This window comes from Parafrankia irregularis, from assembly GCF_001536285.1.
GTDB lineage: Bacteria > Actinomycetota > Actinomycetes > Frankiales > Frankiaceae > Parafrankia > Parafrankia irregularis.
Window position 1 is genome coordinate 96,799 of the sequence record NZ_FAOZ01000010.1, and the last position, 26,133, is coordinate 122,931.

The 26,133-nt window shown below is 73.6% G+C and carries 17 protein-coding genes; 11 read left to right on the plus strand and 6 right to left on the minus strand.

Annotated features, from left to right (window positions below; genetic code table 11):
- Window positions 1-228: 228 nt before the first annotated feature.
- Window positions 229-1,041, plus strand: a complete 813-nt coding sequence (locus AWX74_RS17795; RefSeq protein WP_091278053.1) for a mycofactocin-coupled SDR family oxidoreductase — start codon at window positions 229-231, stop codon at window positions 1,039-1,041.
- Between the two features lie 41 nt (window positions 1,042-1,082).
- Here AWX74_RS17795 and AWX74_RS17800 read toward each other — a convergent pair whose 3' ends face one another.
- The 4 genes from AWX74_RS17800 to AWX74_RS40055 form a co-directional block, all read right to left on the minus strand.
- On the minus strand, window positions 1,083-1,820 hold the full coding sequence (locus AWX74_RS17800) for a hypothetical protein (RefSeq protein ID WP_242666292.1): 738 nt from the start codon (window positions 1,818-1,820) through the stop codon (window positions 1,083-1,085).
- Window positions 1,821-1,885: 65 nt separating this feature from the next.
- Window positions 1,886-2,125: a hypothetical protein gene (locus AWX74_RS40050; protein ID WP_165615673.1), complete on the minus strand. Its 240-nt coding sequence runs from the start codon at window positions 2,123-2,125 to the stop codon at window positions 1,886-1,888.
- 102 nt (window positions 2,126-2,227) lie between these two features.
- A complete protein-coding gene (locus tag AWX74_RS17805; protein ID WP_131799491.1) occupies window positions 2,228-2,902 on the minus strand; it encodes a hypothetical protein in 675 nt (224 codons plus the stop codon).
- A 471-nt stretch (window positions 2,903-3,373) separates the two neighbouring features.
- On the minus strand, window positions 3,374-3,529 hold the full coding sequence (locus AWX74_RS40055; RefSeq protein ID WP_165615674.1) for a hypothetical protein: 156 nt from the start codon (window positions 3,527-3,529) through the stop codon (window positions 3,374-3,376).
- A 1-nt stretch (window position 3,530) separates the two neighbouring features.
- Between AWX74_RS40055 and AWX74_RS17815 the strand changes: the two genes are divergently transcribed.
- The 10 genes from AWX74_RS17815 (at window position 3,531) to AWX74_RS17860 (ending at window position 23,626) form a co-directional block, all read left to right on the plus strand.
- A complete protein-coding gene (locus AWX74_RS17815; protein ID WP_091278059.1) occupies window positions 3,531-4,079 on the plus strand; it encodes a hypothetical protein in 549 nt (182 codons plus the stop codon).
- A gap of 2 nt (window positions 4,080-4,081) precedes the next feature.
- Entirely contained in the window at window positions 4,082-6,580 is a 2,499-nt protein-coding gene (locus tag AWX74_RS17820; protein WP_226931326.1) for a WD40 repeat domain-containing serine/threonine protein kinase, read from the plus strand.
- Between the two features lie 512 nt (window positions 6,581-7,092).
- Window positions 7,093-9,342 carry a metallophosphoesterase family protein gene (locus AWX74_RS17825; protein ID WP_091278062.1) on the plus strand — a complete coding sequence of 750 codons (2,250 nt, stop codon included), beginning with the start codon at window positions 7,093-7,095 and terminating at the stop codon, window positions 9,340-9,342.
- Window positions 9,342-12,716 carry a DUF6603 domain-containing protein gene (locus AWX74_RS17830; protein ID WP_091278063.1) on the plus strand — a complete coding sequence of 1,125 codons (3,375 nt, stop codon included), beginning with the start codon at window positions 9,342-9,344 and terminating at the stop codon, window positions 12,714-12,716. Before AWX74_RS17825 ends, AWX74_RS17830 begins: the two co-directional genes overlap by 1 nt.
- Window positions 12,716-15,397: a hypothetical protein gene (locus tag AWX74_RS17835; protein ID WP_091278065.1), complete on the plus strand. Its 2,682-nt coding sequence runs from the start codon at window positions 12,716-12,718 to the stop codon at window positions 15,395-15,397. Before AWX74_RS17830 ends, AWX74_RS17835 begins: the two co-directional genes overlap by 1 nt.
- A complete protein-coding gene (locus AWX74_RS17840; RefSeq protein ID WP_091278067.1) occupies window positions 15,394-19,242 on the plus strand; it encodes a hypothetical protein in 3,849 nt (1,282 codons plus the stop codon). The genes AWX74_RS17835 and AWX74_RS17840 overlap by 4 nt, the downstream gene beginning before the upstream one ends.
- A gap of 40 nt (window positions 19,243-19,282) precedes the next feature.
- Window positions 19,283-20,848, plus strand: a complete 1,566-nt coding sequence (locus AWX74_RS17845; RefSeq protein ID WP_207550357.1) for a hypothetical protein — start codon at window positions 19,283-19,285, stop codon at window positions 20,846-20,848.
- A 218-nt stretch (window positions 20,849-21,066) separates the two neighbouring features.
- On the plus strand, window positions 21,067-21,864 hold the full coding sequence (locus AWX74_RS17850) for an RsiV family protein (protein WP_242666293.1): 798 nt from the start codon (window positions 21,067-21,069) through the stop codon (window positions 21,862-21,864).
- Window positions 21,865-21,934: 70 nt separating this feature from the next.
- A complete protein-coding gene (locus AWX74_RS17855; RefSeq protein WP_423212971.1) occupies window positions 21,935-22,990 on the plus strand; it encodes an LLM class flavin-dependent oxidoreductase in 1,056 nt (351 codons plus the stop codon).
- Window positions 22,991-23,197: 207 nt separating this feature from the next.
- Window positions 23,198-23,626: a nitroreductase family deazaflavin-dependent oxidoreductase gene (locus AWX74_RS17860; protein ID WP_091278071.1), complete on the plus strand. Its 429-nt coding sequence runs from the start codon at window positions 23,198-23,200 to the stop codon at window positions 23,624-23,626.
- A gap of 50 nt (window positions 23,627-23,676) precedes the next feature.
- Here AWX74_RS17860 and AWX74_RS17865 read toward each other — a convergent pair whose 3' ends face one another.
- Complete coding sequence (locus AWX74_RS17865; RefSeq protein ID WP_091278072.1) at window positions 23,677-24,606, minus strand: class I SAM-dependent methyltransferase; 930 nt, start codon at window positions 24,604-24,606, stop codon at window positions 23,677-23,679.
- Between the two features lie 229 nt (window positions 24,607-24,835).
- Window positions 24,836-26,029: a cytochrome P450 gene (locus AWX74_RS17870; RefSeq protein ID WP_091278074.1), complete on the minus strand. Its 1,194-nt coding sequence runs from the start codon at window positions 26,027-26,029 to the stop codon at window positions 24,836-24,838.
- Window positions 26,030-26,133: the final 104 nt, after the last annotated feature.

Sequence of the window (26,133 nt, forward strand, 5' to 3'; positions counted from 1 at the left end):
CCCTTCCATTCCTGGCCCTGGATACAGCGACCACGCTGGCTTCTGGCGGCGACGTACAACCATGAAAGGCACTACGCTGACCGGACGTCAGACCGGGCTCCCGAAGTTCCCGGTCCGGCGTTCTGTCGAGTTCCGCCGTTCTCTGGTTCCACGTTGCCGTCACCCGTTGGCAATACGCGTCGACCGTTACGCGTCACGCGTCGCCTGTTCCAGGGCCAGGAGGCTCCCATGATTCTTGCCGGCAAGGTCGCCTTCATCACCGGCGCGGCCCGCGGGCAGGGCCGCTCGCACGCGGTGCGGCTCGCCCAGGAAGGTGCCGACATCATTGCCGTCGACATCTGCGCGGATATCGATTCGGCCGGCTATCCACTGGCCACACCGGATGACCTGAAGGAGACGGTGCGCCAGGTCGAGGCCCTCGGCGGCGGTATTCACGCGGCGGTGGCCGACGTCCGTGATCCGGTCGCCTTACAGGCGGCCCTCGACGCCGGTGTGGCGGCGCTGGGGCCGGTCGACATCGTGGTCGCCAACGCCGGTATCGCTCCGTTCTCCGCCGCAGGTGTCGGCAGCGGGAACGAATGGCGCGACGTGCTGGACGTCAACCTCACCGGCACCTACAACACCGTCCGGGCCGCGGCGCCCGCCATGGTCGAGCGGGGTGCGGGCGGCTCCATCGTGATCACCAGCTCGACGGCCGGCCTCACCGGGATGTCCGTCGACACGCCGGGGGTCCTCGGCTACACGGCGTCGAAACACGGGCTGGTGGGCCTGATGCGGACCTGGGCCAACGCCCTGGCGCCGCACCGAATCCGCGTCAACACCGTGCATCCGAGCGGTGTGGGCACGCCGATGGTGATGAACGACATGATGCTCGGGTTTCTGCGGAGCGACCCGAACATGGTCAATCCGCATGCCCTGCCGGTGGCGATGCTGGAGTGCTCGGACATCTCCGAGGCCGTCCTGTGGCTCGCCTCCGACCACGCCCGCTATGTCACCGGCGTGACCCTCCCGGTGGATGCCGGATTCGTCAACAAACGCTGACGAGGTGCCGGCCACGGAACACAGCCGCGCGCGGGGTGCGGTCACGAGGACGCCGTCGGCGCTGTCGGCGCCGCTTTCTCGTCAGCCCGGCGCGGTCGGGCCACGGGCAACTGCCGGCCGATGCCGAAGACGATCAGAGTTGTGCCGAGGGTGATCGCGAAGTCGGTCGGCGGTGAAGGCGTCACCAGACGCAGCGCCGACAGCGCGAAGACACCGAACAGACCACCGACGCAGCCAGCGGGAACGAAACGCAGGCCCCGCCGGGACGACGGCGCCGGCAACGGGTTCCGACCCAGCGAGAGAACCGCGGCGGCGGCGAGCAGCGCGGCCAGCATCAGCAGGCCCAGGCCGAACAGGCCGTAGGTCGACAACAGCGACCCGTGGATCCGCGCGCGGCCGTCCCGCACGCCGGCCACGGCCAGGTCGCCGTCGCGGATCTCCACCCGGATCGGCATCAGGCCGCTCGCCCGGCCGGCGAGGTCACGCAGGTCGAGGTCCACCGTCCAGGCGGCCTCGCCGCGGGCGGGCACGGTGGTTCGGACCCGCGTGTCGTAGTCGAAGAACGTGAGCCCCAGGACCGCTCCGCGCAGGCGCACGGAATCGACCTCCAAGGCCGAGCCGCCGAGATTCTCGACACCCACCACGAGCTGCGTGGCGGCCGACAGGTCCAGCACGACGTCACCATCGAGGGGCTGACCATCGATGGTGACGGACAGCCGTGCGGTATTGTCTCCGCCCGCCCGGGCGGCAGCGGCGGGAAACACGCCGAGGCTTGTCACGAACACCACAACAAATGCCAGCGCACGCCATTTTGATGTTGCTTTCGGTTCACGCGATCCGGAAATCACATCTCCCCCATGGACCGGGTGGTCACCAACTCCGATGTTACGCTGGAAAACAGGTTGACGCGCTCGGGCCGACGGCCGGAGGGTACGCAGGCACGCTGGCACGTGGCGGCGCAATGAACCGGCAGCGCAATGGCTGGCAGCGTCGCGCCTTTCCACTGCAGGTCACCGTTGAATTCCACCCTCGGGTGGTGACAGAGAAAGTCGATGGCGGGCATTTCGTTGGTGACCGGCGCCACCCACCGTCGGCGCGCGTCACGGGCAGGCAGGCGATCTGGGGGCAGGCCGATGTTGGGCTGGAGAAGTACCGTTGTCGCGCGTACGGCGGCACGGCGGCGGCGTCAGCGGTTTCCGCCGCTCGCGCTCGCGGCGCTGCTGATCACCGCTCTGGCAGGCGGCTCACTGGCAACAGCCGTGGCGGCAGCCGCCGAGAGCCCGGCAGCCGGGTCCGAGTCCTCGGGCACCACCGCCGAGCCCGAGCCCGTGGCCGCGTCCACCCCACGGCCGTCGCCACCGCCGCCGCCGCCGCCATCGCCTGCGCCGGTGGCGACCGCTGCCACTGCGGACACGCAGGCTCGCCACGACACGTCCGGCGATGCCACACCGCCCGCGCGCACGTCCACGCCCGCACGCACGTCCACGCCCGCACGCACGTCCACGCCCGCACGCACGTCCCCGCCCGCACGCACGTCCCCGGCCACGCGCACGTCCACGGCCACGCGCACGTCCACGGCCACGCGGAGGTCGCAGGCCGCCTCGACCGCGCCATCGACACGTGCCGCACCCGCGACATCGGCAGGAGCGGCGACCCGGGCACCGTCGACGAAGCCGACGACAACGACTCGGGCGCCATCCACGAAGCCGGCGACAACCACTCGGGCACCGTCCACAAAGCCGGCGACGACGACCCGGGCTACGTCCACAACCCCGGCGGCACGGGCGACACAGGCGCCGCCACCGACGTCACGCGCAACACGGACGACGAAGGCCACTCCGACACGAACGACCAAGGCCACGCCGACACGGATACCGACGCCGGCGCAGCGGCCCGCGCCGACGCGCTCGCCGGCATGTCCAGGTTCTGGCCGGGGCTACGGTGCGCAGCGCGCAGCGTCCTGCCCGCCGGCCGGTAGCCCGACCCGCGGTACCGGGAGCACGTCCGGCGGCGGGCCGGACGGCGGAGCCACCACCACGGGCAACGGGCCGGGGAACGGCATCCCGGATCCCGGCACGGGAGGCGGTGTAGGCGGGACGGGCACTGCCACCAGCGGGACGAGCGGCACGAGCGGCACGGACGGGAGCACGGGCACCAGCGGGTCGGGATCCGGTTCCGGTTCGGGTTCCGGTTCCGGTTCCGGTGGCGGCACGGGCCCAGCGGGCGGCAGCGGTACCGGGAATGGCAGCGGTACCGGGAATGGCACTCCGTGGGTGCGCTGCGCCGACGGTTCCTGGGCACCGACGTCCGCCGCCTGCCCGGTCCAGCGTGTTCAGTGCCCCGACAGCCCGGTCAGCGTGGCGGTCGGAGAGCAGTGTCCCAGGCCGGCGGCGACCAGGAGGACGTCCGTCGCCTGCTGGGACGGCTCGTCCGCGCCGAGCACCGCCGACTGCCCGCCGGGGCGCACCTTCTGCCCGGGCGGAGTCACCGTGCCTCTCGGCGGGAGATGCGCCGAACCGGTCGAGACGGTGGCCTGCCGGGCGGGGAGTGTGCGGGTGCTGGGTGTCTGCACCCCGATCGCGAAGGCGGGCGCTCCGCAGCCGGCGCGCGGTGTGCCGGTGGCACGCGAACCGGAACCCGGCGAGCTGCGTTTCGACCGCTACGTGTTGTCCGCCGGTGACCCTCTCTACGCTCAGGGCGCCGGCTGCGCACCAGGCGGTGAGACGATGCTGACCGCGGGCGGTGAGCTCGTCGGGCGCACCGTCGCCGACCAGGACGGCCGCTTCGAGACGGTCGTGCGTTTCGCCAGCTTCCGGCCGGGCCACCGGCAGGTCGTCGCCGACTGTGGCGTTCGGCTTCAGGCCGGGGTCGACATGATGCTGGTCTCGGCCGACAGCAGTGTCTCCGTCTCGTCCCTGCTGCTGCTTTTCTGCCTCGCCGCCGGAGGCCTGGCTGTCCACCAGCAGGCGGCGCCCGGGCGCCGGCGGCTGCCCGGCCTGCCGGCCGTCGCCCCGAGCACGGCCGGCCGCGACGGATGACGATGAGCTCATCCACCTCCCCGGACCCGCCTGCCGACCCGGCCGAGGTCGGCCGGTACCGGTTGGTGCGGCGCCTCGGGGCGGGCGGAATGGGCACCGTCCACCTGGGTGTGGACCACGCCGGCCGCCAGGTGGCCGTCAAGCTCATCCGCACCGATCTGGCCTCCCGGCCGGAGTTCCGGGAGCGGCTCAAGCAGGAGGCGGACAGCGCCCGGCGGGTCGCCCGGTTCTGCACGGCCGCGGTTCTGGACGTCGACGTCACCGGGGACGTCCCGTACCTGGTCACGGAGTTCGTGGACGGGCCGACCCTGGCCGGGTCGGTACGTGCGCGCGGGCCACTCAGCCACTCGGAGCTGCATCTGCTCGCCGCGAGCATGGCCACCGCGCTGATGGCGATCCACCGCGCGGGAATCGTGCACCGGGACCTCAAGCCGGGCAACATCGTGCTGTCCAGGCTCGGTCCGAAGGTCATCGATTTCGGCATCGCCCGCGCGCTCGACACGGCCGTCTTCTCCAGCCGGGACCAGGCGGTGGGCACACCCGCGTTCATGGCACCCGAACAGGCCCGCAGCGGCCTGATCACCCCCGCGGCGGACGTGTTCGCCTGGGGCGGGGTGCTCGTCTACGCCGCGACCGGCCATCATCCGTTCGGCACCGGCCCGGCCGCCACGCTGCTCCGCCGGGTGGTCAACGACGAACCGGCGCTGGACGGATTCGAGGATTCCCTGCGCCCGCTCGTCGAGGACGCGATGCGCAAGAACCCGCAGGAGCGGCCCACCGCCGAGCAGCTCTACGCCCGCCTGCTCGATCTGCGCCACACCGAGTCCGAGCCACCTGTGGGGCCGCCGCTCGCAGAGGTGACGGTGCTGATCGAGCCGGTCACCCCGCGAACGCCCGGCACGGCGGCGACCCCCGTGGACGCAGTGACGCACTCACTGTCCCCGCCGGCCCACACGTCGACGTCGACCGCGGCGACGGTGATGGTCCCGCCGGACTCCGCTGACCCGGAGCCAGCGATCCCCGCTCGTCCCGCCGCGGCCGAGATCGTCGAGACCCATCCGACCGTCATCCCGTCGACGCCGCCCGCGGGGACCGGCCCCGAGCGGCGAGAGCCGGAGCGGCGAGAGCCCGTGCGGCCGAAGCCGGGCGGGAAGCCCACCGGACGGGCCGGGCGGGCCGGGCGGGCCGGGATTGGGCGGCGCGGGGCGAGAGCGCTCGCGGCCATCCTCGCCGTGGTCGTCGCCGCGGTTGTGCTCGTCGCCCTGTCCAGGAGCGGCGAGTCGCCACCGGCGGACACCCCCGCGCAGGTCGCGGCCAGAACGCTGCGCCTGCAGGTCGAGAACCGCCCGCTTGCCCGCCGACTCGCGCTGGCGAGCTACCAGGCGTCGCCGGACTCGCCGGCCACCCGGTCCGCAATGATCGGCCTGTTCGCCGCGGACCTCGATCCGCTGGCCGTGCCGCTCGGCAGCCGGGTGCTGAGCGCCGCGCTGCGCCCGGACGGCCGACTGCTCGCGGCCGGGACGGAGGCCGGGACGATCGAGTTGTGGGCCGTCGGCGGCGGCGCCGACCCGGCCGGCCTCACCCATGCCGACACCATCACGAACGTCGGCGACTGGGTGTACTCGGTCGCGTTCCATCCGAACGGAAGCGTGCTCGCGGCCGGTGTCGGTAACGGTCAGGTCCGTCTGTGGGACCTGGCGAACCCGGCACGGCCGAAGGCACTGGCCACCATGAGGTTCCACCAGGACAGGGTTCGCTCGATCGCCTTCGCCCCGGATGGCCAGGTCCTCGCCTCCGGCGGGGACGACGGGCAGATCGCGTTGTGGACGGTGGCTGATCCGTCGAATCCCACCCGGGTCTGGGCGGCTGACGGCGCCACCGCCGGGATCCGAGCGGTCGCGTTCTCGCCGCGCGGCCGGTTGCTTGCCTTCGGCGGCAACGACGGCACCGTGCGGCTGTGGGACGCCACGGATCCCGCGCGCCCCACGGCGCGACCCGCACTGCGCGGCGGTGAAAGTGGCGGCGGAGGTGGCGGGCGGACGCTGCAGGCTGTCGCCTTCTCCCCCGATGGTTCGGCACTCGCCGCCGGCGGTATCGACGGCTCGGTGCAGCTGTGGGGGGTCCGTTCGGCAGAGGCGGTCGACCTCGGCTCGACCGCCGGCGGCCTGGGCGGTGTGACCAGCGTCGGCTTCGACCAGGACGGCGGGATCCTCGCCACCGCGGGCGAGGACGACATCGTCCGGCTGACCGACGTCTCGTCGCCGGCCCGGCCCGTCCCGCTGACCGGTCTGCGCGGGCACACGAAGGCGGTGAACGCGGTCGTGCTGACGCCGGACGGGCGGACCGTGCTCTCGGCCAGCGGGGACGGATCGGTCCGGGTCTGGACCATCGACCCCGCGGCGCTGGCCCGGAACGCCTGCGCCGACCCGGCGAACCAGATCTCCACGGGGGAATGGCGTGAGCACTTCGGGAGCCTGCGCTTTGAACCGCCGTGCGCCTGACACCGCACCCACCCGGAAACCCGATTCCGGTTTCCGGGCTCTCTGCTCAGGAACAAAAATTCCGGAGTCCCGGCGGTCCGGCCGTTCGGCGCGGTAAAGTTGCCGCTGGATTCAGGGGGGTAGGCGCCGCGAGCACCATCGGGGCCGTGACGGGCACCGGGCGACCACCGCGGCGGTAGGCGGAGTCAACATTCCGCTCTGTTTTCAGCGAAGGAGATCCGTCGTTACGCGCGGATAGAACCGGTCGGACAAGGCGGTCGAATCGGACAAGCCCGACGAGGCTTCCGGTTCAGCGTTGCGCGATGGTGAACAGTTAAATGCGGAAGATTGATATCTGACGGTATCGCCCTACGTTTCTGCTACACATGGTCCGCATCGGACAGTCCGGTGCGGAAATTCCCCGCAATGAATGCTCAGTTTCTGATGCGTAGGTCGGATCCGGGCCCGCTGCCGTCACTGACGGTCAGCGCAGGAAGGCACGGCCGCGGCGACCTGCCGGACAGGGGCCAGAAATGGACGACGTGCCGCTGCAGGTCGCGGCTCTCCCAGGCATCATCGCGGGCCCCGTGCTGCGCCGGGTGACCCGGACGAAGGTGTCCGTGTGGCTGGCGCTGAGCCGGCCGGATCCGGTCACGCTGCATGTCCGCAGAGCCGGGGTGCCCGCCTCGGAGATCGCCGCGGGGAGCGCGACGCCGGTCAGGGTCGGCGGCAGCCTGTGGATCGTGGTCGTCACCGGCACCGCACCGGGCGGGCAGTTCACCGCGGGTGACCTCTACGAGTACCGGATCAGCTCACCCGGCTGGCCCGAACCGAACTGGGGCGAGGTCTCGATCGGCACCGGGCGACCGGCGTTCCCCGCCCCACCCGCTTCCCTCGATGACCTGACGATCCTGCACACGTCCTGCCGCAAGGTCCACGGCAACGGCCGGGACGGCCTGGCCGAGGCCGAGGAGCTCATCACCGGGCGGCTCGCCGCGGGCACACCGTCCGCCCGCCCGCACCTGCTCGTCATGTCCGGTGACCAGATCTACGCCGACGAGGTTCCAGCCCCGCTGGTGCCGCGGATCCGCCGCATCGCCACCGATCTCGTCGCCGTCGACGACGCGGCGCCGTTCCTGCCGCTGCCGGCGATCGGGGGGCGGCAGGCCCGCTCGGAGGCCTATCACCTCACCTCCTCGGCGGCGAGCGACCATCTCTGGCGGTTCGGCGAGTTCCTGGCGACCTACCTGCTCTACTGGTCCGACACGCTCTGGCCGGCGACCGTGCCGGCCTGGGCGGACGTCGCGCCCGGTGACGTCGCCGCGGACAGCGGCCTCGACGAGGCGTCGTGGGCCGAACTGCGCGCGGCCGTGGAGCTGTTCCGCGCCGGGCTGCCCGCCGTCCGCAAGGTGCTGGCGACCGTGCCGATCCTCATGGTGGCCGACGACCACGAGGTGACCGACGACTGGAACCTCGACCACCCGTGGGCGGAGGCGGTCTACGCCGACGCGGCCGCCAGCCGCATCGTGACCAACGGGCTGCTCGCGTACGTCCTGTGCCAGCACTGGGGCAACACCCCGGAGCGGTTCACCGCCGCCGGCAGCCCCGAGGCCGCCGTCCTCGCCGCCGCCGTCCATACCGGCGCCTCCCCTGACACCCCGGCCCTGCGGCAGCTCCTCGGTGTTCCGGCCGGGCCGCCACCGCCGCCGCCGTCGGTCCTGCGCGACCTGACGGCTCCCGGAACGCTGCGCTACGACTTCACCCTCGGCCCGGACGACGGCTGGCCCGTCCGGCTGCTCGCCCTCGACGAGCGCACCGCCCGCGAGTTCCACCGCGTCGACCATCCGGCCGCGCGGATCAGCCTCGACGCCCTGGCACTCATGGTGCCGGAGCCCGGTGGCCTCGCCCCGGTCCCGCTCACGTTCGTCGTCGCACCGGCGCCGATCCTCGGCACCCACCTGGTCGAGCACCTGATCCAGCCGGCGGCGAGCCTGATACCCGGCGGGTCGATCTTCGCCGACTTCGAGTCCTGGTCCGCGGCGACCGCCAACCACCAGGAGCTACTGCGGCGCCTCACCGCACTGGGGCCGCTCGTCGTGCTGTCCGGCGACGTCCATTTCAGCGGCACGGCCGCACTGACCTACACCCGCGCCGGGACGACGACGCGCGCGGCGCAGATCACCAGCAGCGCGGCGCGAAACGCGGAGGTGAAGACCATGGTCCTGCACCTGTTCGGGGACCTCGCCATGCGCCTGGGGCTGGAGCGGCACCGGGCGTTCAACGGCTACGCCGACCTCGGCCTGCCGCAGCGGGCGCAGCTCGCCGCCCCGCCGCCGGGGGCGGACCTGCCCTACGACGAGTTCACCGACGTGTTCCTCGGCCGGGTGTTCCGGGCCGCGCAGGAGACTCCCACCGTCCTGTCCGAGGAGATCGCCGACGCCTACGGGCTGACGCCGGGGCCCGGGGACTGGCGCTTCGAGGTGACACCGGTGGACGACGAGACCATGCCCGGCCCCGGTCCGCTGCTGACCGACATGACGGCCGCGCCCGCCCCGGCCGGGTGGACATCGTGGGACCCGGCCAGGTCGTACCTGATGCTCAAGGCACTGCGTGCCGGTGACCTGCACCGGATCGGGCGCATGTTCGTCGGGCTGCCGCAGCTGTCGCTGCTGGAGTTCGAAGCCACGCCGTTGGAGGTGCGGCACCTGATCGTCTCGCCGGTCGGCAACCATCCGTCCCCCGCCGCCCGCCAGCAGACGGTCACGAAGGTGCGGCTCGTCTGATGGCCGAGAAGTCACTCATCGAGGTGATCTCCGCGGCTTTCGCGGATGCCATGCGCTCGGCGCTGGACGGCACGAACCCGGCGCTGCCCCCGCTGAGCCCACCGGACGCGGCCGGCGCCCGGGCCGCCATCGAGCAGCTCGCCGACCGCGCCGGCGGTGTCACCGACGCGGCGGACCCGGTTGCCTGGCTGCAGGCGCTGGAAAGCTGGCGGGACACCGCGTCCGACGTGGCCGACCGGGCCTTCACCGGCCCGAACCCGGCCGAGCAGGCGTTCGTCCGCTTCCTCACCGAGCGGATGCCGCGCACGGCTGCCTTCCTCGCGCTGACCGGGGTGATCAGCCATACGCCGGACGGCCCGGCCCGGGTCGACCGGCCGAAGCTGCGCGCGCTCGTCACCGACCCGGGCACGCTCGTCAACGAGGGCCTGTGGGACGCGCTGCTCGCCGATGTCGGCCTGCCCGGCACCGGCCGCCTTCCCGCGGTGCTGGTCGGGCTGCTGCTGCTGGCGCCGCAGACCGTGCTCGCGCTCACCCGAGGCGATCTGCGCGTCGCGGGCCTGTCCGCGCCGCCGACGGCGCAGCCCGGCCCGTGGCGGGTGTTCCGCGAGGCCACCGAGGGCTGGATCTCCATCACCGTCCCGATCGGCGACCCCGCCGACCCGCAGCCCAACCCCCGCGACATGTTCGACTGGGCCGCCGACCTGACACCGGACCTGTCGGGCACGCTGGCAATCCGTTCGCAGCGCCACGACCTCGGCGGCGGGAAGCGCCGCACGGTCTTCGAGATGTGGCTCGCGCTGGCGGCCGAGGAGGACCGCTGGCAGTACGACTTCGGCAGCGGCTGGTACCTGCGGGTCGAGCCCGGCCTGACCGGCGGTTTCGGCTACGACGGCTCCTGGCACGGGGCGTTCCGCCAGTTCGCCCTCGACCCGGCCCGGCTGCCCGGGCCCGGTGACCCGGTCGAGGTCACGTTCGGCCGGGAGCTCGACGCTGGCGCGCCCGACATCGCCTTCGGCCCGCCGTACGACACCCGCCTGGTGCTCCGTGACCTCGGGCTGTTCCTGCGGCTGCGCGAGGACCACCCGGTCGTCGAGGTGGGCCTGTTCCTGCACGGCCTGTCGGCGGTGCTCACCAACCGCTGGTTCCGCACGTTCGGGGTGACCGACACCGTCTTCCGGGACGGGATCCGGCTCGACCTGGATCTCGACCTCGCCTACGTCGAGGGCCGCGGTGTCGTGCTGGGCCTGTCCAGCGGCCTCGACGTCACCCTCGGCATCGACGCGGAGTTCGGGAAGAACGCCCCCGTCGGCTTCAAGCTGCACAGCATCCGCATCCACGTCCCGGTGCGGGCCACCGAGGACAGCTTCGACGTCCGCGCCGAGGTGCGCTTCCACATCTCGACCCATCTCGGCCCGGTGAGCCTGGTCGCCGACGGGCTCGGCGGCTGGGTGGGCTACTGGTCGGAGGACGACACCAGGAAGTACGTCGGTCTCCTCCCGCCGACCGGCGCCGGGCTGGAGATCTCCGCGGGCCCCTTCACCGGGGGCGGTTACCTCGACTTCACCGGCGGCCCGAACGAGCGGTTCGGCGGCGTCATCCACGTCAAGGTCGGCACGTTCGAGGTGACGGCCTTCGGCCTGCACGAACTGACCGGCGAACCAGGCGCGGCGAACCGCCCCACCTCGGTCATCGTCGTGCTCGGCGTGCGCTTCTCCCCTGGCATCCCGCTCGGGTTCGGTTTCGAGATCTCCGGTTTCGGCGGCCTGGTCGGCATCAACCGGCGGGCCGACACCGACGCGCTGCGGGAGCGGCTCACCAGCGGCGCGGCGGGCAACGTGCTGTTCGCCGAGGATCCGATCCGCAACGCGCCGCGCCTGCTCGACGACCTCGACCACCTCTTCCCGCGCAACGCGGGCACCCACGTGTTCGGCCCGACGATCCAGATCAGCTGGCTGAACATCGCCGGGCACAAGGTGTTCCGGTTCGACGTCGGGCTCTTCTTCGAGTTCCCCGGGCCGCGGCGCATCGTGCTGCTGGGCTCCGCCCGCGCCCAGCTGCCGCCGCTGGCCGGCGGCCCGCACCTGATCGACATCCGGTTCGACATCGTCGGGTTCGTCGACTTCCCGAAGCGGATCGTCGAGGTCGACGCGACCCTCATCAACTCCTCGGTGATGGAGATCTTCCACCTCACCGGCGACCTGGCGTTCCGGATCGCCTGGGGCGACCATCCGTACCTGCTGCTGAGCTTCGGTGGCTTCCACCCGAGGTTCACCCCGCTGCCCGCGCAGTTCCCGGAGCTCGCCCGGCTCGCGCTCACCGTCAAGCCGGGGAAGCTCCCGGGCGGGGTGTTCTTCCGCGCCGAGGCCTACCTGGCCATCACCTCGAACACGGTGCAGTTCGGCGGGCAGGTGGAGCTCGGCTACAAGGCCGGCCCGCTCAACCTGATCGGTTTCGTCGCCCTCGACGCGCTCATCCAGTTCACCCCGTTCCACTTCGAGGTCACGATCAGCGCCGGGGTGCGGCTGCGCTGGAAGTCGACGAACCTCGCCGGGGTCCGGCTCGAAGGCACCCTGTCCGGCCCCGGGCCGTTCACGATCAGCGGCAAGGCCTGCTTCGAGATCCTCTGGTTCGACATCTGCGCCGACGTCAGGATCCAGCTCGGCAGCTCCGGGCAGCCGACCGCACCGCCGGTCAGCAGCGTCGTGCAGGCGCTGCGCCCGCAGCTCACCGAGCCGGCCAACCTGACCGCGCTCGACGGCGACGACAACGAGGTCATCCAGGCCAGGCGGCCCGCGGCCGCCGGCGGCCATCCGCTGGTCTCCCCGCTGGGGGCGCTGAGCTGGGCGCAGAAGCGCACCCCGCTGGGCCTGACCCTCGACCGGTTCGACGGCGTGCCGCTGGCGGCACCGCAGCGGGTCGTCGTGGAGTCCCCGCGGGCCGCGGGCCCGGAGCAGGACTGGTTCGCGCCCGGCTCGTACGCGAACCTCACCGAGGCGGAGCGGCTCAACCGGCCCGCGTTCTCCCGGCTCGACGCGGGGATCAGGATCGGGCTCGGCGCCCCGGGGGCGTCCACGGCGATCCGGCGCGACGTGACGGTGGTGGAGATCCGGCTGCCGAAGCCGCCCAGCACCGGCGCGCTCGCGACCGCGTTCGCCGCCGTCACGCTTCGCGCCGCCCTGGAGCGCACCGCGCCGTCCCAGGTGCGCACGACGGCGCCGGCGTTCGGGGTGCGCGAGGAGCGGTTCGCCGTCCGCGACCGCGGTGGCGCGGTGCTGGCCGAGGACCTGTCCGTCAGCGAGGCACACCAGCGGGCCCGGCGCGCCGGCGGCGTCGCCGCGGCCAAGCGCGATCTCGTCGACCTGGGAGCGATCTGATGGCTGTGCGTCTGGACTTCTACGCCTGGCGCCGGTCCACCGTCTTCGAGGCGGTGGCCACCCCGGCGCTCACCCCGGCCGGCCGGCTCACCGGGCGCGTCCCGCTGACGTTGCGCAACACCGAGCGGCTGGGCGACACGGCCACCGAGAGCGTCGTGTTCGACCTGCTCGGCCCCGGCGACGTCGGCGGCCTGAAGCCGGCGGCCGTGCGGCGCGTCGTCCCGGCGCCCGGGTCGACGGAGGCGGAGAACACCAAGTGCGCCTACGTCGAGTTCAGCGCCCCGGACCTGCCCTGGCGGTACACCCCGCGCCTCGCCGCGGGACGTCAGCTCGCCCCCTGGCTCGTCCTGGTCGTCGGGACGCCGGAGGAGATCGTGCCGCAGCCCGGCGGAACGGTCGCGATCAGCGCCAGCGCCCTGGGGGCGCACCGGCTCGTCGAGTCCCCCCGGTGGGCCCATGTGCAGGACGACGTCGACCATCCCGGCCAGCGGCTGGTGTCGCGGCTGCTCTCCCCGCGCCCGCTCGCCGGGAACACCGGCCACCGCGCGGTCATCGTCCCCGCGTTCACGCCGAACGGCGCGCCCGCCTGGGCCGACGGCTCCCCCGGGGTGACCGTGACGCTGCTCTACTCCTGGGAGTTCACGACGGCGCCGGCGGGTGACTTCCCCACCCTCGCGGCCCGGCTGCGGCCGCACTCCGGCGACGCCACGCTCGGCCGGGTGGCGCTGGCCTACCCACTGCCGCCCTCCCCGGGCCCAGGGCCGGAGGCGCCGATCGTGCGCGGCGCGCTGGCGCCCCTCGACAGCGTGGACGTCGACATCCCGGTGGAGATCGGCGACGACCTGGAGACGATCGCCGCACCGGTGCTCGACCCGGCCGCCGACGCGCGGCGCCCCGTCGTCTCGCTGCCGGTGTACGGCGACGCCTGGGTGGCCGACCCGACGCTTGCCCTGTGGTCGGCGCAGTTCCGCCGCGACCCGAGGCACCGGGCCGTCGCCGGCCTCGGCGCGAAGGCGGGCATCGACGAGCAGGACAAGATCGTGGACGCCGCGGTGGCCCAGGCCGGGGCGCTCGCCGCGGCGTCCGAGCGGATCAGGGCGCTGACGGCGGGGCTGGCCGCGGCCTCGGCGCTGTGGAACCGCCGGCTGCCGCAGGACCGGCTCCGCCGCCTGGTCGTCTTCGGGCCGGCCCTGCGCGGCATGCAGACGCAGACCGGCACCGTGCTCGACCGGGCGACGGGTGGGGCGCGCCCGCTGCCGCCCGCGATCTTCTCCGCGGCCGCGCGGCGGGTCCTGCGCCCCGGCCCGGCGCGCACCCGGCACGCCGCCGACGGCGCGACCGACCCGCGGGCCGTGCTGGAGGTGGCCAACCGGTGCGCCGAGCCGCCGCCCCGCGCGCCGGACGGCCTGCCACACAGCGACCACCTCAGTGAAGTCGTCGGGGTCCGCAACCTCGACAAGGTGCTGCGAGCGGCTGCCGGGACGGGCCGGGTGCCCGTCAGACGGCTGCGCGACCTTGTCGGCGCCTTCGACCGCAGCCCCTACAGCGCCTCCACCGTCGGGTTCTTCGAGCAGGTCATGCGGCAGATCCTCGACCGGGTCGAGGCGGGCCGGCCGATCCCGCTGTTCGATGTGCTGACCGTCCTCGAACCGCGCGACGGCCATCCGCTCCCGGAGCAGGACCTGCTGATCGCCCTGCGTGCCCTGCTGTCCGAACGGCCCGACGACGAGTACGACACCCCGGTGCTGGACGACCTCGTCATCGAGGTGCTGACCGAGCGCCCCGACCGCCCCTGCGACCCCGTCGACCTCGACCGGCTCGCCGACGCCGTCGCCGACGCCGTCGATCCGACGGCGCACCACCCGGTCGTCGTCGACCGGGTGCTGGACACCATCGACGGCCTCGACGACCAGCCGCTCACCCCGCCGGAGCTGTCCCCGGATCTCGACATCCCCGCCTGGCAGCTGCTGCGCGACCACGATCCCGACTGGCTGCTGCCCGGTGCCGGCACCATGCCGGTCGACCGTGTCGTCGCCGTGACGACGAACCTGGTGTTCGTCGACGCCTACCTGCTGGGGCTGAACACCCAGATCCTCGGCGAGCTGCGGTTCCGCAACATCGCGGTGCGGGCGGGCAGCACCCCCCTGCGCCAGTTCTGGTCCCGGGCGGCGCCGGACGGCGAGAGCTTCCTGGACGACATCCACGGCGTCCACCTGTGGCCGACCGGCTCGGCGCTGGGCAGCGGCACCCACCAGCCGCCGGCCGCCGCCGGCGCCGACCTCGTCATCGTCGCCCGGACCCCGCTGTTCCGCCGCTACCCGCACACGGTCGTCTACCTCACCCCGGCGCCGCTCGCCGGCGGCGAGCCCGACTGGGACGCCGCGCCCGACCTGGCCCAGCGCATCATCCCCAGCTTCCAGGGCTCGATCACCCCCGAGATCGTCTTCTTCGGGTTCGACCTCGACCCGGCGCTCGGCGGGCAGCACTGGGTGGTGTTCGAGGAGCCGCCGCACGGCGTCCAGTTCTTCAGCGGCCCCCACGAAGGCCTCTCCCCGGCGCGACGTCACGTGTACACCGACCCGTTGCTTCACCTCGACGGCGCCGAGTTCGCCGACGCCGCCTACGCCGACCCCTACCGCGTGATGGTCCGCGGATCGTCACTGATTCCGGGAGCGCTGTGAGCACGCCGATCATCGGGGTTCTGCTGCCACTGCGGCTGGAGACACGGTTCGCCGAACCCGACGCCCCGGGAGCCGGCTGGCGGCTCAAGGTCCGGGTTGTGCCCGACGCGGCCAGCCTCGACCGGCACAACCCGCTGCCGCTGGACAGCGAGCTCGACGCGGTCGAGGCGCTGTGGCAGGCGGTGGACGGCGGTGTCGACGCCCTGGCCACCGAGCACGGCCGGGCGCAGTGGCAGGCGTTCGCCGCGCAGGTCGGCGCCGCCCGCGGCGCCTGGCTGGCCCGCTCGTTCCCCGCCGAGCCCGCCCCCGGCGGTGGCTGGCGGATCACCCGGCCCGCGGCGACCAGCGAGCCGCTGACCTTCGCCCGGGTCGCCGGCCTGCCGAAGACCCTGCAGCTGTGGCTCGGCCGCGGCGGCGGCGCGCCGGTCCGGATCGCCGAGCTCACCGTCGACCGCGACCGGCTCGCGCTCGACCCACCCGACCCGGAGACCGGCCAGGCCCGCTGGTGGACGTCCTTCAAGGAGGCCGAGCAGGTCCAGCTCGGCACCACAATCGACCTCGGGCCGGACCGGCCCGACGACATCGACGTCCTCTACGTGGTCGGCCTCGGCGAGGAGTCTCCCGCCGACCTGTTCGCCGCACACCGCGACGCCGGCATCCTCGGCGTCGCCGCGCTGGGAACCGCCACCAACAGTGTGGACGGCGCCCCGACGACGGATCTCGCCCGCGACCCCGAGGTGTGGCGCACCCTGCTCACCGCGCCGCCGCCGCAGCCCGGCGCGGAGGCGGTCAGCGCGGCGCTCACCGGGAAGGACACCGCCCTCGGGCCACTGCCCGGCGGCGAGACCGACCACCGGCCGGTCAACCAGGCACTGGTCGGCAGCCTCTGGTCGGTCCTGTGGGGCCACTGGGTCAAGGACGTGTGGCTGGACGGCAAGGGCCTCGAGCTCGGGGCATGGGCCTACGACCACCTCGCCCCGGAGGGCCCGTTACCGCCGATCCGGATCGGGGACCAGCCGTACGGTGTGCTGCCGGTCTCGGCGCCCTCCCGCTGGGTCACCGCGCCCGGCGACCCGGCCGTGGAGAAGCATGTGCTGCGGGTCGGGCTCGGCGCCCGCGACGTCGCCGCGACGGCGGCCGAGGCGGCCGGCACGATCGTCGGCGCCGACACCGCGCGGCTGCTCGACCTGATCGGCCGGGTTCCGGCCTCCCGCGGCTACGCCTGGCGGTGGGCGCTGCCACTGGAACTGCTCTACCTGCTCGAATGGGCCTACGGGGACGGCGTGCCCTGGGCGCGGCTGCAGAAATGGTGGGACGAGACCGCCGTCCGCGCGACGAAGATCGCGGACCGGTCACCGTCCCGGCGCTACGCCACGCTCGGCGAGCCGCAGGACCTCACGCTGCCACTCGTCGTGCCGACCAACCTCACCGACGGCAGGGCACTGGACAAGCTGATCGAGATCCTGCTCGACGTGCCACCGAAGGAGCTCGCCTCCCCCCGGATCCTCGACGAGGTGTTCCGGCCGATGCCCGACAGCCTGCTGTTCCGGCTGTTGCTGCACGCGCGCCTGGTGGACACCGCCGAGGTGGTCCGGTTCACGGTCGAGGCCAGCGGACCCGCGCTGGAGCCGATCGAGGCCCCCGACTCCGAGCCGACCCGGCTGGCCAGGTGGGCCTCCCAGTTCAACGACGCGATGGTGGGCTCCGACCCGGCGAGCCTGCTGTTCCGGATCGGGCGGGAGGCACTCGGCGCGCTGCCGGGCCTGGACCCGGCGGTCGTCGAACGCGTCCTGCGGGCGACGCTCGACACGGCCTCGCACCGGATCGACCCCTGGCTCACCGGGGTGGTGACCCGGCGGCTGCGGGAGCTGACGGCCGCGGTGGAGCCGGCGCGGTTCCAGCTCGGCGCCTACGGGTGGGTGGACGCGCCCCGCCCCCGTGACCCGGCGGCTCCCCCGCCACCCGCCGAATACCTGCACGCGCCGTCCATGGAGCAGGCGCTGACCGCCGCGGTTCTTCGCGACCGCGCGCTGTCCGACGCGGAACCCGCCCGCTGGCAGATGGACGTCGACAGCGACCGGGTACGGCTCGTCGAGGAACTGGCGGAGCAGGTCCGGCTCGGCAGCCACCTCACCGAGGTCCTCGGCCGCGCGGTGGAGCGCGCGGTGGCGGCCCAGGCCGACGTCGAACGGCTCCGGGCGCAGTTCCCGATCCGGGTCGAACACACCGGCCGCCGGGTCTGCGACGGTCAGGCGGTCCTCGACCGGTACGTCACGAACCCGGCCGATCTGGGCCTCACCGGGGCCCAGATCGACGCGCTGGCACCGCTCGCGCACGCCGTGGACACCTATGGCGACCTGCTGGTCGCCGAGGCCGTCCACCACGTCGTCTCCGGCCGCGGCGCGATGGCGGCGACGGCGATGGAGGCCGCCGCGGGGCTCGCCGCACCCCCCACGCTGGAGGTGCTGCGCACCCGGCGGGGCGGGCGCATCGCGCGCACCACCGTCGTGGCCGCGCTGCCCGCCGCCGCTGGCCCGCCGGCACCGGACGCCTTCACCAGCCCCGGGGTGCTGGCCGAGCCGGCCGTCGCGGCCTTCCTCGAAGCCCAGACCGGCGCGCCGGGCACGGACCCGTGGCGCTGGGAGGCACTCGACACCGCCGACCAGCCACTCGGCCCGGTCACCCTTGCCGACCTCGGTCTGACGCCCGTCGACACGCTGTCGCTGTCGGCTGTGAACCTGTACGAGCTCGCGCTCGCCGCCGTCGAGGGAGCGGCCCGACTCGAACCGGCCGCCCTGCCCGCCCAGGCCGCGGCCCAGCGGCTGGCCGACATCCTCGGCAGCCGCCCGGTGCTGCCGGAGGATCTCGTCACCGGTGGGCCGGCGGCGCCTGGCACGGAGGCGGCGCTCGCTTCGCTGCAGGCAGGCGTCCAGGCCGAGCTGCACGGCCGGTACAGCGCCGTGCACGCGCTCGCGGACGACCTGCGGACGTGGCTGGTGGCGGCGGCCGCCGACCCCGCCGACCACGCTGCGGCACTGGTCGGCGCGGCCCGCTGGGGTATCACCCCGCTGCGCGCGGACGGCGCGCCGACCGCGACGCTCGTGGCCCGCGCGGCGGCGGCGCTGTCCGAACGACTGGCGAAGGCACCTTCGCCGGCCGCCGCGGCCGCGCTCGCGCCGGCGGCGCTGGCCAGCGCGCTGGCGGAACTGGTCTCGCCGGAAGGACGCCTGCCCATCCTGTCCCGGCTGCCGCTGGACCAGCTACCGACCGCTCTGGTCCCCGACGTCGCCGGGCCGGCCGCGCTCGACCCGTACTGGCTCGAGGTCGTCTCGCCCGTCCGCGCGCACCTGGCCCGGTTCGAGGCGTACCAGCTCAGCAGGCACGTCTGGGGACTGCGCCCGCTCGCCGCGTGGACGAACCGGCCGGGCGACCCGTGGCAGCGCGAACCCCTGCCCGACGCCGACGCGCCCCCGGTGGACAACCACCTGCTCGCGGCGTTCGGCCCGGCCGGGGCGCTGGACCCGGCCGCCGGCCCGGCCCGGCCCGTCGCGCTCGGCCTGGTGGACTCGTTCAGCGAGGTCATCCCGGCCACCGACCACACGACGACGGTCGCCTTCCACGTGGATGCGCCGGCGTCGCGGGCACCGCAGGCCGTGCTGATCGCCGTCCCGCCGGATGTCGACGTTCCGCTCGACACCGAGGCGCTCGTCGACGTCCTCGCCGACACCCGCCGGCTGGTCCGGGCCCGCGCGGCCGCCCCGCCGGACCTGGACGCGCTGGCCGCGGGCACCCCGTCCGTGCTGCTGCCAGCGCACCAGCCCACCGGCATCAGCCTCACGAAGTAAGGGAGCGGACAGTGCTGCAGCGGACGGTGCGGAGCGCCTCATGACGCGATTCGATCTGGGACGTCGGCTGGAGCCGATCCGCCCCGTGACGGACCTCGGCCGTGGGTTCCGCGCCGAGATCGCGGACCCGGCGTGGTTCCTGGCCCGGCAGTGGCACCTCGGCGAGCACCAGGGCGAGGACGCCGCCTCCCCCACCCTCGTACGCCACGTGGCCGCGCATCACCCGGTCGACCCGCTGCTGCCGCCGGCGACCGACCCCGACCAGGCGACGGATCCCGCGGTCGTGCCCGCCGAGGCGATCATCGAGGCGGAGTCCGACGAATGGTGGACACCGGGCCGCCGGATCCGCGTCGGCCGTGACCTCGCGACGTCCAGGCCGGCGCTGCTGGCCGACACCAGCCTGCGGCTCGCCGGGCTCCCACCGCCCTACGACGCTCTCGACGGCACCGGCGTCGACGGCCTCACGGCCTACCGGCGACGCGCCGAGCTCGGCCTGACGGCGGCCGACTTCCCCGGCGTGCCGACCGTCCCCGCCGCCGACCTGTGGGATCCCGCCGAGTTCGTGCACACCGCCGAGTTCACCAGCGGTGGTGTGGCCCTTCAGGTACCTCGCCATCGGGGCGGGGACGTCGACTGGTACTCGGTCCAGGCCAAGGAGCCGCCCGCTCCGGGCAGCGGCCCGGAGGTGCTGCGGGAGGTGCTGCCCAGCCGGCTGAAGTACCCGGGCGCGCCGCATCCCCGCTGGTGGCAGATCGAGAACGCGCACGTCGACATCGGCGGCTTCCCGCCGGACCGCAGCCACCTGGCGACCATGCTGCTGATCGACCTGGTGATGTCCCACGCCGACGACTGGTTCAGCTTCCCGGTGGAGGCGAGCGCCGGGACCCTGGTCACACTGCGGGAAGTCGTCGTCGTGAACTCGTTCGACGAGGAGATCGTGCTGACGGCACCGGCGGACTGGAGCCTGTTCCGCATCACCGGCCTCGAACCCTCCACCCTCGCCATCTGGCCGACGGCGGTGACGCCGCTGAGCGACCGGCCCGTCGACGACGTCGCCGTCGGCCTCGACGAGGACGCGAACCTGCTGTGGGCCGTCGAGCACCGGGCCGCCGGCCGCGACCTGGCACCCGTCGCCGCAGCCACCGGCTCCACGTCGCCACCGGAGGGGCCACCGGATGGCCCCCCGCAGGCACCCGACACCTCCGGCGAGGTGCTCGGCAGCGAGCCCGTCAGCTACGCCTACCGGCCGAGCACGACGCTGCCCCGGTACTGGCACCCCTACCCGGTGCGCGAGGTCGACGGGCGGCGGCGCTTCGTCCAGGGGCAGCTGCGGGACCTGGAGGCACGCCCGCCGGTGCCGATGCCCGCGCCGGTCAGCCCGCTGCTCGAGGACCCACACGCGCCGGCCGACGGGCCCGCGCACCAGATCGAGCCGGCCGCGCTCCCGACGACCGGCGTGCGGCTGCAGCGGCAGTGGAAGCTGGCCAGGCGGACCGACGGCCGCCCCGTGCTGTGGATGCAGCGCCAGCAGCTGCCGTTGATCGGCCCACCGGTCTCCGGGCTGCGCTTCGACATCGCCGAGGCCCGGCACCCTTCCGCCGGCTGAGGCCGGCTGAGGCCGGGGACCGCTCCTGCGGTAACCGTCGGAAAACCGACCGGCATCCTGTCGCGTTGGCTTCAGCCCACATGACGGTGTCGAGCCACCATGGGCCCGTGATCAGGATTTCAGGGCCCAGAGGTCAGCAGCAGGACGACAGCGCCGGTACCGGCCCCGGCCTGCCCCGCCGCAGTCTCCGCCTGGTCCGGTCGCGGCCCCGCGGTCCAGTGACGGCGGCCGTCGCCTGCGTCCTGCTGTTGGGGGCTCCGCTGGCGCTGGTCACCGGCTGCCAGCCGAGCAGCGGCAGCGGCGGCAGCGGGAAGAGCACCGGCACCCACACTCATGCCAGTACGCGCACGACACCGCGGGACAAACCACCAGCCGTGCCGGCGGGACAGCCGAACTCCCCCACCACCCGGGCACCGGGCGGGTCGTCGGCCTACCGGATCACCATCAGGAACGAGCGGGGGGCGATCGAGCCGAGCGCCAGCTACACCGCGCAGGTGCCGGTGCTGGCCGGCCCCGACGCGACGGTCGTGCGCCGGGTGAACGCGGCCATCGCCGCGTACGTCGACCAGGAGAAGGCCCACACCGCCCATGAGACCCTCACCCTGACAGCCGGCGATCCGCATGTGGGCACGCGGGTGCTGGCCCTCTCCTTCGGCGGCGACCGCTACCCACCCGGCGCGGCGCACCCCAGCGAGCTCGCCAGTGGCCTGGTCTTCGACCTGCGCACCGGTGACCGCGTCACCATCGAGGACGTCTTCACCTCCACCGACGCGGGCCTGCGCCGGCTGGAGCCGGTCGTCCGGGCCGAGCTGGAGCGGCGGTTCCCGGACGGCCCGACGGGCGGGGTCACCGATCCGCTGCCGGCCAACTACCAGCAGTTCGTGGTGAACCCGAAGGGCCTGGTGGTGATCGTGACGGAGCTGCCGTACGTGCTCGGGCCGCAGAGCGTCCTCGTCCCGTGGAACAGCCTCGACGGCCTCGTCCGGCCCGAGCTCGCCGAGATCCTGCGCTCCTGAGCACCTGCGCTCGTGAGCACCTGAGCACCCGCGAGCGCTCCTGAGCCGAGATGCCGCGCTCTCGCGGGGAATGCCTCCAGGCGGGGCGGGATTGACACTACGAGTGAGCGACGTCGACGAATCCCTTCCGCTGGCCGTGCTCGACTTCGTGGGGATCGAGCACGGCGAGAGCCCGGCTGCCGCGATCGCGGGTGCGGTGAGCATCGCGCAGACCGTCGAGGCGGCCGGATACCGGCGGTACTGGGTCTCCGAACACCACAACATGCACAGCCTGGCCTGCAGCGCCCCGGAGCTGCTGACCGCGCATGTCGGGGCGCTCACCTCCCGGATCAGGGTCGGCGCCGCCGGGATCATGCTGCCGAACCACACGTCGTTCAAGGTCGCGGAGCTGTTCCGGACGCTGGTGGCGATGTATCCCGGGCGCATCGATCTGGCGCTCGGCCGGGCGCCGGGCACCGACCCGCTGACCGCGCACGTGCTGCGCCGGGGTGGCGGCGCCGACGCCGGCGCGGAGTTCCCCCACCAGGTCGGTGAGCTGCTGGCGTTCCTCGGCGACGGCTTCCCGTCCAATCATCCGTACGCGCGGCTGGTCGCCGCGCCGGTGGTCGACGAGCGGCCCGAGCTGTTCGTGCTGGGCTCCAGCCCGTACGGACCGCGGTTCGCGGCCGTCAACGGCCTGAGCGCGGTGTTCGCCCATCACATGAGCCCCGAGCTGGCGTTCGACGCGCTACGCGCCTACCGGCGTGAGTTCACCGCCCGCGGCGGCGGCAGCGACAGGCCGTACTCGGCGATGTCCGTGCTCGCCTTCGCCAGCGAGGACGAGGAGGCCACGCTGGACTTCGAGGCGGCATGGACCCTCACCATCCAGAACATCAGCCGCGGTGTCCGGGAACCGCTGCGTCCCGAGGACGTCCACGGCTTCGCCCGCTCCGAGCGGTTCCGGGCGGCACGGCGCGACGACGGGCGGATGGTCACCGGGGAGCCGAAGGCCGTCGCCGCCCGCCTGTTGGAGATGAAGCAGCAGGCCCAGGCCGACGAGATCGTCGTCGTCACCCCGAGCCTGGACCGGGCCCGGCGCCAGGCCAGTTTCACCGCGCTCGCCGAAGCCTGGCGCAGCGCGGCCTAGCCTAGGCCGGTTCTGGGCCTGGGCAGGTTCTGCGCGGTTCCGCGGAACCGGGCAGGTTCTCCGCGGTTCCGCGGAACCGCGGAACCGCCCTGCGCCCAGCCCCGCCGGTGGCGCGGCTGTCTTGCGCCACCCGGCAGCGGGAAGTTCACACAGTGGCAGGCTGGCGCGGCGGCAAGCTGACGCAGGGACACCGGAGGGGATGTCGGGATGGCCGAGGCAAACGACTGGAACGCGCAGATCATCGCCGAGTTCCGGGCGAACGCGGGGCAGGTCGGGGGGAACTTCTCGGGCGCCCCGATGGTGCTGGTGCACCACCGGGGCCGCAGGAGCGGCCGCGAATACGTCAATCCGATGATGTACCTGGCGGACGACACCGATACCAACACGATCTACGTGTTCGCGTCCAAGGCCGGCGCACCGTCGAATCCGGACTGGTACTACAACCTGACGTCCGCCGGTGCGACGACCATCGAGCGCGGCGCCGAGACGTACCAGGTCGGCATCCGGGAGCTCACCGGCACCGAGCGCGACCAGGTGTACGCCGAGCAGGCGCGCCGCTACCCGGGGTTCGCGGAGTACGAGACGAAGGCCGCGGGCGTCCGGACGATCCCGGTGCTCGCCCTGCAACGCTCCTGATCGAGGCGCACTCCCGGATACCCCGGGGCCCCGGGGCCCCGGGGCCACTGTCACTGCGGGCGGTCGGCGACGACGACCCGGCCGCTGCGCAGTGAGTTGCGGCGGGAGGTCGGGGTGTCCAGGCGTTCGGCGATGGCGAGAAGATCCTCGTCGCGCCGGACGGTGAACCCGTGCCGGCCGAGGAGTTCGCACATCGTGGCCGCCGTCCAGTAGGAGCGCCACGGTTCGTTCACCCACATGCTGCTCCGCCGGGCCAGGGTGTGCATCATCCGGGCGATCCACTGGCCGATCGCGATCCGGACCTGGCGGGCCTGATAGTTGATGATCAGCCGGCTGTCGGGGGCGGACAGGCCCGCGACGACGGCCATGGTCCGCTCGACCTCGGCCCGGGTGAGGTACGGGACGACTCCCTCCCAGATCCAGGTAGTCGGCGCGTCCGCGCGGTGACCGGCGGCGGCCAGGGCGCTGCCGAGCCGGTCCCGGGCGAAGTCGACGGGGACGAACCGGACCGGCTCCGCGGGCCCGGCGGGCCCGGCGGGCCGCGTGATCTCCCCGGGGCCCGTCACCCACGGCTGGCCCAGGCCGACGAGCCGCTCCCGCTTGTCCCGCTGGGACGCCGGATGGTCGACCTCGAACACGACGCTGCCCGCGAGCTCCGGCATCCGCCAGGCTCGATCGTCCAGGCCCGCGCCGAGCAGCACGACCTGCGGGGACGGATGGTCGCGCAGCGCGTCGTCGATCGCGATCACCCGCGGCACGATGATCGTGGCGCAGGCCCGCACCGACTCGTAGTCGATGCGGTCGGGCAGGCTGGCGGGCGGTTTGCCGGCACGCACCTGCTCGACCGTTCGCCGCTCCTCGCCGCGCAGCAGGTGTGCCGCGAGCGGGTCGGCGAAGCGGCCGGTGGCGGTCAGCCCGTCCGCGACCGCTCTGCCCTGGCAGACGAGCACCGCCGTGCGACTGCCCCCGGCCGCCTTCATCCCGCACCACCATTCGACTCGTCCCGCCGCAGGCCCGCCTGGCCGCCCGACCGCCAGGCCACCCGACCGCCAGGCCACCCGACCGCCAGGCCACCCGACCGACCGCCCGCCGCCGTGCCGGCCCTCCGTCGCGCCGCCCGCACGGCAACCGGGCAGACCTCCATCACGCGCCAGACCCGCGCCCCCGTCAACTCGGCGAACCCCGGCGGCAGGGCGCGGCATCCGCAGGCTAGCCGATCGTGATCGGGAGCGACTCCCAGCCGCGGACGGTCGAGGTCTGGGCGAGCTTCGCGGTCTCCCAGTCGACGTCCCAGGACGGGAAGCGGCGCAGGATCTCCTCCATCGCCACCCGGCCCTCGAGCCGGGCGAGCGCCGCGCCCAGGCAGTAGTGCGCGCCGAGCCCGAAGGTGAGCTGGTTACCCATCCGGCGGTGCAGGTCGAGGCGGTCCGCGTCGGGGTACCGGGACTCGTCCCGGTTCGCGGAGCCGACGATGAACAGGATGGCGCTGCCGGCGGGAACCGTCCGGCCGTGGAACTCGACGTCCCGCGTGACGTACCGGCCGATGAAGGGGCCCGGCGGCTCGAGGCGCAGGATCTCCTCGATCGCGGCCGGGACCAGCGACGGATCGGCGACGATCTCCGCGCGCTGCTCGGGGTTCCTGGCGAGCGTGGCGCCGATCCAGCCGACCAGGCGACCGGTCGTCTCGTTGCCCGCGCCGGCGACGACGGTGGTGTAGGTGATCACCTCGTCCCGGGTGAGGGTCCGCACCGTGCCGTTCTCGTCCTCGAACTCGGTGTACAGCAGGTCGGTCATCAGGTCGGTCGACGGGTTGTCACGCCGCCAGTCGATGTACTCGGCGAACGCCTCGTTGCTGAGGATCGCGCCGCCCTTGAAGTCCATCTGGCCGCCGGCCTCCGTGCGCAGGCTCTCGTCGGCGGTGTCGCGCAGCGCTTCCTGATCGGTCTCGGGGATGCCGAGCAGCATGCCGATGACGCGCATCGGCAGCTCGGTGCCCACCGCGGCCATCAGGTCGAAGCTGCCGGCGCCGACCAGCGGGTCGAGCGTGCGCTCGCAGTAGGCCCGGACCTTCGCCTCTAGCTCGCTGATCCGGCGCGGGGTGAAGACCCGGGCGAGCAGCTTGCGGTGGATGTCGTGGGCGGGCGGGTCCTCGAAGATGAGCGTGCCAGGCGGGATCTCGATGCCCGACTTGATCAGTTCCAGGATGCCGCCGCGCGCCGACGAGAACGTCTGCCAGTCGGGCAGCCCGCGCTCGCAGTCGACGTACCGGCTGACCGCGTAGAAGTCGTATTCCGCGTTGTAGTAGAGCGGTGCCTCCTCCCGCAGCCGGCGGTAGACCGGGTACGGGTCGGAGACCAGTGACGGGTCATAGGGATCCCAGTGGACCGCGCTGTCGGTGCTCAAGGTTCGTCCTCTCTGCGACGGGATCTGCCGCGTGCGCCGTCTCGCCCTCTCACCGCGGCTGGGCGGCCGGGCGGGGCCGGATCCGCATCGCCGCGCCACGAAAC

Coding starts and splice junctions, on each gene's coding strand:
- AWX74_RS17795 (WP_091278053.1), top strand. CDS start 229: ATGATTCTTGCCGGCAAGGTCGCCTTCATCACCGGCGCGGCCCGCGGG.
- AWX74_RS17865 (WP_091278072.1), bottom strand. CDS start 24,606: ATGAAGGCGGCCGGGGGCAGTCGCACGGCGGTGCTCGTCTGCCAGGGC.
- AWX74_RS17855 (WP_423212971.1), top strand. CDS start 21,935: ATGCCTCCAGGCGGGGCGGGATTGACACTACGAGTGAGCGACGTCGAC.
- AWX74_RS17845 (WP_207550357.1), top strand. CDS start 19,283: ATGACGCGATTCGATCTGGGACGTCGGCTGGAGCCGATCCGCCCCGTG.
- AWX74_RS17820 (WP_226931326.1), top strand. CDS start 4,082: ATGAGCTCATCCACCTCCCCGGACCCGCCTGCCGACCCGGCCGAGGTC.
- AWX74_RS17825 (WP_091278062.1), top strand. CDS start 7,093: ATGGACGACGTGCCGCTGCAGGTCGCGGCTCTCCCAGGCATCATCGCG.
- AWX74_RS17860 (WP_091278071.1), top strand. CDS start 23,198: ATGGCCGAGGCAAACGACTGGAACGCGCAGATCATCGCCGAGTTCCGG.
- AWX74_RS17830 (WP_091278063.1), top strand. CDS start 9,342: ATGGCCGAGAAGTCACTCATCGAGGTGATCTCCGCGGCTTTCGCGGAT.
- AWX74_RS17835 (WP_091278065.1), top strand. CDS start 12,716: ATGGCTGTGCGTCTGGACTTCTACGCCTGGCGCCGGTCCACCGTCTTC.